Raw genomic sequence first — 8,672 nt, 5'->3', positions numbered from 1 at the left:
ATGGACATTCCGGGCATCCATCCCGATGACCTTGAAATCTCCGTCACCGAAGACCTTCTCACCCTCAAGGGGTATGTAAATGAAGAAACCGTGGAGGAAACTCAGGGCTACCATCGGAGGGAAAGCCGGCACGGCGGCTTTTACCATACGATCCAGCTCCCTTGCAAAGTGGAGATGGAGGAGGTGGACGCAATTTACAAAGACGGGGTGCTTAGGGTGATCATGCCCAAATGCAAACCCAGGAAGGCCCGGGACGTACGCATCAAGGTGCTGTAATGGCATCTCCCAAGGCCGCTTCATCCGGGATAGTCTCCGCCGTTACCGTCCGCTCAGGAAAACCAGCGAATTTTGTCTCTGACAGCGCTTAGCAAAGCCCACAAGGAGGTCCAGATGCCAAGGAAAAAGACCGAAAAGGAAGTTCCCGTTGAACAGCTCCGATGGAGGCTCGACCCCGCCACGTTGCCCTTTGAGACTACCGACGATCTGGAGCCCCTCAAGGAAATCATCGGTCAAAACCGGGGAGTAGAGGCCTTCCGGTTTGGAATGGGGATCAAAAAGCCCGGGTACAATGTTTTCGTCACCGGGATTCCCGGCACCGGAAGGATGTCCACCGTTCGGAGACTTCTTCAGGAAATCTCCAAGAAAGATGGAAGGACGCCGGAAGACCTCTGCTACGTCAACAATTTCAAGAACCCGGAGGCCCCCGTCCTTGTTCACCTTAAGGCAGGCCAAGGGCGTAGATTCAAAAAGGATGTGCACGACTTCATCGAGACCCTCAAAAGGGAGATTCCCCAACTCTTCGAAAGCCAGGAATACCTAAACCGCAAGAAAGAAATCATGGCCGAGTACGAAAGGAAGGGGAAGAGTTTCTTCAAAGATCTGGACAAAAAAGTGAGGGAGCAGGGTTTCGCCCTGGTGGACATCCAGATGGGCCAGATCAAGCGTCCTGAGGTGATGCCCTTAGTTGACGGGAATCCCGTTCCGATCGACCAGATCGAAGCCATGGTGGAAAAGGGCCGTTTTCCCAAGGATGAATTCGAAGACCTGAAAGAAAAACAACAAAAACTCAGAGAAGAAATCGATCAGATCTTCCTGGAATTAAGGGATTTGCAAAAGGGAGTCCAGGAGAACATCGAGAAAATGGACCGCCTGATGTTCTCCAAGTTCGCCACGGAATACGTCACCCCCCTGAAAAAACGATACCGGAACAAAGTCATCGACCGATATTTCGACGACATGATCGAGGACATGACCGAGCACCTGGAGATCTTCTCGGCCCAAGGAGTTCAGGCCGTAACAGGCGTTCCCTTTCTCTTGCCCGAGGGCGACCGGTTTCAGCCTTACCGGGTCAACCTTCTCGTGGACAACGCAGAGAGCGAGGGGCCTCCGGTAATCGTGGAATCCTTCCCCACATACCGGAACCTATTCGGAAGCATTGAACGGGTCGTGGACCGCAGCGGTGTGTGGCGGACGGATTTCAGCAAAATCAAGGCCGGGTCTCTTGTCAAGGCCAACGGCGGATACCTGGTCCTCAATCTCATGGATGCCATCGTGGAACCCGGAGTCTGGCAGGCGCTCAAACGTTCCCTTAAAAGCAAGAAGATGGAAATCCAGACCTATGACCCCTTCTACTTCTTCACCACAACGGGCCTGAAACCGGAACCCATAGAGTTGAACGTCAAGGTCGTCGTCATCTCCGACCTATACCTCTATCATCTTCTTCTCGCATATGACGAAGACGTCAAGAAGATCTTCAAGGTCAGGGCCGACTTTGACATCTCCATGGATAAGAACGACCAGTCCATCCGTCAGTTCGCCGAGTTCGTAAAGAGGAAAACCGATGAGGACAAGTTGAGACCCTTTGACCGCTCGGCCGTCGCCGCCCTTGTGGAAGAGGCGGTGCGAATGGCGGGGAGACAGGAGAAGATTTCCACCAGTTTCCCGACCATTACGGACCTCATAAGGGAGGCCGATTACTTCGCGGGAGAAGAGGGCCATAAGATCGTCCTGGAAAAACATGTGGACCAGGCGATAAGGGCCAGAATATACCGCTCCAACATGATCGAAGAACATATTCAGGAAATGATCGACCGGGGCACCCTGATGATCGATGTAGACGGCGAAGCTGTGGGCCAGGTGAACGGCCTTGCCGTATACAACCTGGGGGACTACATGTTCGGGAAACCTTCCCGCATCACAGCCTCCACCTCCATGGGCCGCGCGGGCATCATCAATATCGAGCGGGAGGCCGACCTGTCAGGAAACACCCACAATAAGGGCATCCTGATCCTGGGGGGATATCTCCGAAAGAAATACGCTCAAGACAAACCCTTGACCATGAGCGCCAGCATCGCGTTCGAGCAGTCCTACAGCGGGGTGGACGGGGACAGCGCCTCATCCACGGAAATCTATGCCCTCCTATCCAGCCTCTCCGAGGTTCCCATCCGCCAGTACATCGCCGTCACCGGTTCGGTGAACCAGAAGGGAGAAATCCAGGCCATCGGGGGTGTGAACCCCAAGATCGAAGGCTTCTTCGACTGCTGCCGTCACGTGGGACTTACCGGCAAGCAAGGCGTCATGATTCCCCAAAGCAACCTGAAGGACCTGATGCTTCGTAAAGACGTGGTGGAGGCCGTAAAAAAAGGGCAATTTCATATTTATGCCGTCCGCACCATTGACGAAGGGATCGAGGTCCTGACCGGTGTGAAGGCCGGGGAAAAAAGGGCGGACGGGACCTATCCCAAGGGGACCATCAACGCCCTCGTGGACGAGAAGTTGAGGTCTTTAGCCGAGGGGCTGAAGAAATTCGGGGAAGAGGAGAAAAAGACGGCAAAAGGAAAGAAATCAAGCAGGAAGACAAAGAAGTAGCGCCCGATGGCTGATGAACCCGTTACCCTGGAAAATCCCATAGAGGAGAGGATCGCCCGGGCCGAGCATTGTCACCATGCGATGAAAGACTACTTCTTCGGGGAACCGGTGGTCAGAAGACTCCTTGAAAGGCTCCGGAGTGCCCTCAGGGAGGCCTCAGATTGCATGGTCCGAACGGGGATTACGGAGATATGCAGGGAATGCGACCTCCAGGAAGGCGGCTCCTGTTGCGGCGCAGGGCTTGAGGACTATTACGGGGTTTCTCTCCTTCTTATAAACCTGCTCCTCGGGGTCACTCTTCCTTCCGGGCGGATGAACGCCTCTTCCTGTTACTTCCTGGGGAAAAGAGGCTGTCTGCTTCAGGCCCGTCACGTCATCTGCGTCAACTATATCTGCAAAAAGATCACCAGCCAAATCGACTCCACCGCCCTGGCCGGACTCCGGGAAAAGGAGGGAAGGGCGCTGGAACTCCTGTTCCGCCTCAACGAGGAGATCATCAGGCGGTTGCGGGAAAAAGGCGCCTCAGGGTGGCGGGATGAATCGGGGTATGAGGCATGATCCTGGAGGACGGGCTGCGAAGGACGCTTCGGCATGTGGCCGAATTTTACGACCGCCGGAAGGTTGGAGACGTCGGGCCCTTAGGTTTCCGCCGTTCCACGGATCTGGGCAGGCTCCTTTCCTGTCTGGAACCCATGGTGGACAATGGCCTCCTAGTCCCTGGAAGGAGTCTCTTTCTGGATCTGGGGGCGGGGGATGGGAGAGTGAATGTCCTTTTCAGCTATCTGGTCCGCCTTTCCGCAGGCATCGAGTTGGACGAATGGACCCTGGATGAGTACTGCCCCCTCAAGGGGGACCTGGAATCAGAACTGGCAGAGGCCGGGCTTTCTCCTCCACCTGAAAACCTGTTCCTCCTCAATGGGGATTCCACGGATGAATCCCTCCACAAGGCACTTCAGGCAAAAACGGGTTTCGCATTCAAGGACTTCGATCTTTTTTACACCTACCTTACCATGATCGAGGAATTCGCTGATCTGATAGCCCGAAAGGCCAAGCCCGGCGCCGTTTTCATGGCCTACGGGCTCGAAAAGGTCATTCCCCGTCTCCCCGGGCTTGAACTCCTCACTCCGGAAGAACCCCTCCAGGGCATTCTCGGCCTCTACCGCAAACCCCTCTAACGGAAAGGGCGGCGCCCGACATCCTGGCAAAAGGGCCGGGTTCCTCCGGACCCGGCCCCTGACGAGACCTTTGCATCCTTCTATGGTCCCCCATTTTTAAAAGAGGAGGATCAATCCGCCTGCTTCTTCGCCTCCCCGACACCCATCTCAAAGGCCTTGAGATTGGATTCCAGGAATGCCTTTTTGGTCATGGTGGAAATCGTCTCCTTCATGGCTTCCTCCCCTATGGGAGTGGCCCCGGATCCAATCAGGGCTCCGAGCATGACCATATTGAGAGACAGGGGATTTCCCACATCCTCTGCGATCTGATTGCCCCTCAGGGTGATCATCTTGCGGACCTTGGTCCGGAATTTCTCCAGCAGTTCGTCAACGGACGGATATGTCCCCTGCCCGACCGACACGGTGAAGGGAGGCAGAGGCTGAACATTGGTGATGACCAGGGAGTCCTTGTTGCACCGGGCCAGGAGCCTGGCCGTTTCAACGGGTTCGAAGCTCAAAAGAATATCGCACTCACCGTCCGATACAATGGGACTCGTTACATCCCCCATCAGTACGGCTGATTCCACCACACCGCCCCTTTGGGCCATTCCGTGAATCTCGCTCACCACCACGGGGATTCCAAGGCGAAGGGCGGTCTGCCCCAGCAGGTTGGAGGCGAGCAGGTTCCCCTGTCCGCCGACGCCGACGCATATGATTCTAGTAGTATCCATGGGCACCTCCCTTTTCTATTTCGTGTCCATCCATAAATGGCTAATTTTCGCAATCTCTGCGTCAGGCTTAAATTTTAATCCTCAAAATACTTCAATGTATTCCTGCGGTTAAAATTTTCGCCTTCCTTGACCTTGCACAAATTTTCTCATTTATGGACGAACACTATTTCAATGGCTTGATGGCGTTTTCAGGACAGACCTGTGCACACACCGAGCACCCGATACACAGATTCTTGTCGATTTGCACCTGTTCCCCGTCCAGGAACATGGCGGGGCAAGCCAGCAGGTTCAGGCAATCGCGGTGATTCTTGCATTTCTCCTGGTCCACGGTGAAGGGCCTGCCCTTCCTGGCCTTACCGATGGACTTCGCGAACAGGGGGCAGATCTCCTTGGAAATGATCACCGAAATCCCGTCATATTCATAGGCTGCCCTGACCGCCTCGATGGTCTTCTTCAGGTTGAAGGGTTTGACCACATGGACATCCTTCACCCCGCATCCCCGCACCACGTCTTCCACGGAAATCTGGGGCCAGTCGAAACCCATGGGCGAGGCGTCCATTCCTGGATGGGGCTGGTGTCCTGTCATGGCCGTGGTGCCGTTGTCCAGGATGACAAGGGTGAACTTGTGGTTGTTATGGACCGCATTGATCAGGCCCGTGATCCCCGAGTGGAAGAAGGTCGAATCCCCGATAAAGGAAACGACCTTCTGGTCGGTAGCCGTTGCAAATCCGCAACCCGAACTCACCGAGGATCCCATGCAGATCACGAAGTCGGCCATGGAGATGGGCGGCAACAGCCCCAGGGTATAGCATCCAATGTCTGTGGGGCGGATGGAATCCACATTCCCGTAAACCTGTTTCACGGCGTAATAGGTCGCCCGGTGGGGACACCCGGGGCAGAGGTTGGGCGGCCTGGCGGGAAGCTCCGGAAGGTCGGAGACATCCACCGGGGGGGTGGATGTATAGTCGATACCGAAATAGGCCGCCACCGCTTCTCTCACCATTCGGGGGTCGTACTCGTAAAGCCTGGAGAGCCTACCCACGCCCTTCCCCTCGATAGGGACGGTGATCCCGTTTTCCTGGGCGATGACCTTGAGGTCATTCTCCAGCACGGGCTCGAGCTCTTCCACCACCAGCACCTTCTCTACGGATCTCAGGAAATCCGCAATGTAGGTCTTGTTCAGGGGCCATGTCATTCCCAATTTCAGGATCCGCACCCGGTCCGCGATACCCAGGTCCGAAACAGCGTCCTTTACGTAATTGACGCTGACGCCATTGGCCACCACCCCCCACTTGCCGTCTCCGATGACTTCGTTGTAAGGGAAATCCTTGGCCATTTCTTTCGCCTTTTCATCCCTTTCCAGCAGCAATCCGTGGAGTTTTCTGGATACGGCCGGCACGGTGACAAAATGGAAGGGATTCTTTTCAAAATAGCCGGCCCTCTTTCGTGGTTTCATCTCGTCCAGTACCACGGGCCCCCTGATGTGTGCCAGCCGGGTCGTGGTCCGGATGATTACGGGGAGTTTCAACGCCTCGGAGAGCTCGAATGCATGGACGGTGACATCCTTCATTTCCTGCACATTGGTGGGTTCCAGCATGGGCAGGCCCGAGAGACGGGCGTAAAAGCGGTTGTCCTGCTCATTCTGGCTGGAAAACAGGGATGGATCGTCGGCATTTATGATGACCATGCCTGCATTTACCCCCGTATAGGCAAGGGTCATCAAGGGGTCCGCCGCCACATTCAAACCTACGTGTTTCATGGTTACTATGGTGCGAAGTCCGCTGACGGCCGCACCTGCAGCGACTTCCATCGCCACCTTTTCATTGGTTGAATACTCGAAGTAGAGATCGGTCTCCTTGCTGATGTTGAAAAACTGTTCCGGGATTTCAGATGAGGGTGTTCCCGGGTAACAGGTCGCAAACGCGACTCCCGCCTCCATGGCGCCCCGGGCGATGGCCTCGTTGCCCAGCAACAGCATCTTGGTTCCAGGAGAATCAGTGAGTAGTTTATGCATGTTTTCCCCCTCGATAATTTTCGGTTTGCTCTCGATCGGGACCATCCGTGACCGGCCCGAGACTTCTCAATGCCGCGAAAAGCGGCGGCCCCGGATCTCCGTCACCCTAAGCCTTGAAACTTTCGGCAATGCCCCCGTACTGTTTTCTCAACTTCGGCTTCTCGATCTTTCCCGTGGGATTCCTGGGCACATCCCCGAAAAAAATCTTTCTTGGTCTCTTGTAACGGGGAAGCGCCTCACAATAAGCGGCTACATCTTCCTCGCTCATGCTCTTCCCCGGCTTGAGCTGGATGATGGCTGCCACGATCTCCCCCAGGCGCTCGTCCGGGATCCCGATGACCCCTGCATCTTGGATATTGGGATTGGCCATGAGAAAATCTTCGATTTCAACAGGGAAGATATTCTCCCCTCCCGTAATGATGACATCCTTTTTCCTGTCCACGAGCCAGATGAACCCGTCTTCATCCACCCGGGCGATATCCCCGGTCATGAGCCAGCCGTCTACCAGCGTCCGCTTCGTGGCCTCCGGGTTCTTGTAGTACTCCTTCATGACGCCCGGTCCCCGGACGGCCAATTCTCCTGGTTGTCCTTTGGGGACATCCCGGAACTGTTCGTCCACGATCCGGTATTCCCAATCAAAGCCGGGGACCCCGATGGCCCCCACCTTATGATCGTTCTCGATCCCAAGATGAATGCATCCGGGTCCGGTGGATTCGCTCAGCCCGAAGTTGGTGTCATAGTCGTGGTTGGGGAACACCTTTTTCCAGTTCTTGACCAGGCTGGGCGGAACCGGCTGGGCCCCGATGTGCATCAAGCGCCATTGGTCCAGCTTGTAATCTTCCAACTTGATCTTACCGCTCTCGATGGCGATCAGGATGTCCTGTGCCCAGGGGACCAGCATCCATACAATGGTGCACTGCTCCTCGGATACGGCCTCAATGATCCACTCGGGTTTTACTCCCTTCAGGATCACCGCCTTGGCCCCGACGATGAAATTCCCGAACCAGTGCATCTTGGCTCCAGTATGGTAGAGGGGAGGAATGAGCAGGAAATTGTCCTTGTGGGTTTGGTTGTGATGTCGGTTCTCGACTATACAGGCATGTTCCAGGTTGCGGTGAGTAAGAAGGATGGGCTTGGGTTGACCCGTGGTGCCTGAGGTGAAATAGAGGGCAGCATCGTCCAGGAGGCCGATCTCCACCCTGGGATCTTCGGATGAGTGGCCGTCCAGGAACGTCTCGTACTGTTCGGCGAAATCCGGTTTCCTGTCGGCCGGGCCAACAAAGATAAAGTCATCGATCGTATTGAGGTCGCCCCGGATCTCCTCAATTCGGTCGATAAATTCCTCACCGAATATCATGGCCTTCCCCTCGGCGATGTCCGCGCAGTATTTAATATCTTCCGCGGAAAATCGGAAGTTGAGGGGAACCGCCCAGGCCCCTGTCCTGAGGATACCGAAATAGGCGGGAAGCCATTCCAGACAATTCATCATCAGGTGGATCACCTTGTCCCCCTTACCAACCCCCTTTGAAATAAGGGCGTTGGCGACCCTGTTGGCCTGTTGGTCAAACTCTTTCCAGGTGATCTCTCTCCTTTGCCCGCTCGCCGCATCCCTTTCGACAAGGGCGACTTCATCACCGTACATTCTGGCATTCCTCGCCAAAATTTCGGTAATAATCATCTTCCCCCCTCCTCTCAAGCTATATTTTAGCTACGTCGTCACCATATATGAGGCCCGAAGGGATTGTCAAGCAAAAACCCATACACATGGTATACGAGAAAAGGTCTTGTTTCCAATCAGTTACAGGTTCGAAAGAAAGGCGGCCGGGAGGCAGGATTTCATGGGGGTCGAGTCAGGGCGAAATCCCTTTTTCATGGTTCCGGGTAATCGCTCTTTTCGGTTCCGGG

At 55.2% G+C, this 8,672-nt stretch carries 7 protein-coding genes; 4 read left to right on the top strand and 3 right to left on the bottom strand.

Translation table 11 applies throughout. The annotated features are described in order from the left end of the window. From JRF57_07605 to JRF57_07590, 4 genes are all read left to right on the top strand, one after another. A partial coding sequence (locus JRF57_07605; GenBank protein MBW2303566.1) for an Hsp20/alpha crystallin family protein occupies positions 1–276 on the top strand: 276 nt, incomplete at its 5' end. A gap of 114 nt (positions 277–390) precedes the next feature. Beyond that, a complete protein-coding gene (locus tag JRF57_07600) occupies positions 391–2,868 on the top strand; it encodes an AAA family ATPase (GenBank protein MBW2303565.1) in 2,478 nt (825 codons plus the stop codon). Between the two features lie 6 nt (positions 2,869–2,874). Continuing rightward, positions 2,875–3,426 carry a hypothetical protein gene (locus tag JRF57_07595; protein MBW2303564.1) on the top strand — a complete coding sequence of 184 codons (552 nt, stop codon included), beginning with the start codon at positions 2,875–2,877 and terminating at the stop codon, positions 3,424–3,426. Beyond that, positions 3,423–4,043: a hypothetical protein gene (locus JRF57_07590; protein MBW2303563.1), complete on the top strand. Its 621-nt coding sequence runs from the start codon at positions 3,423–3,425 to the stop codon at positions 4,041–4,043. The genes JRF57_07595 and JRF57_07590 overlap by 4 nt, the downstream gene beginning before the upstream one ends. Positions 4,044–4,153: 110 nt before the next feature. On the opposite strand, the gene JRF57_07585 is transcribed toward JRF57_07590, so the two are convergent. The 3 genes from JRF57_07585 to JRF57_07575 form a co-directional block, all read right to left on the bottom strand. Beyond that, complete coding sequence (locus JRF57_07585) at positions 4,154–4,753, bottom strand: indolepyruvate oxidoreductase subunit beta (GenBank protein MBW2303562.1); 600 nt, start codon at positions 4,751–4,753, stop codon at positions 4,154–4,156. A 163-nt stretch (positions 4,754–4,916) separates the two neighbouring features. Continuing rightward, the gene (gene iorA, locus JRF57_07580; protein ID MBW2303561.1) at positions 4,917–6,767 is read right to left on the bottom strand and encodes an indolepyruvate ferredoxin oxidoreductase subunit alpha; all 1,851 of its coding nucleotides are present in this window, start codon (positions 6,765–6,767) and stop codon (positions 4,917–4,919) included. Positions 6,768–6,873: 106 nt separating this feature from the next. Then, entirely contained in the window at positions 6,874–8,445 is a 1,572-nt protein-coding gene (locus tag JRF57_07575; protein ID MBW2303560.1) for an AMP-binding protein, read from the bottom strand. Positions 8,446–8,672: the final 227 nt, after the last annotated feature.

The sequence above is a fragment of the Deltaproteobacteria bacterium genome (assembly GCA_019310525.1).
GTDB lineage: Bacteria > Desulfobacterota > DSM-4660 > Desulfatiglandales > HGW-15 > JAFDEE01.
The sequence above is the reverse complement of the archived record's forward strand: the minus strand, read 5'-3'. Positions and strand labels throughout refer to the sequence as shown.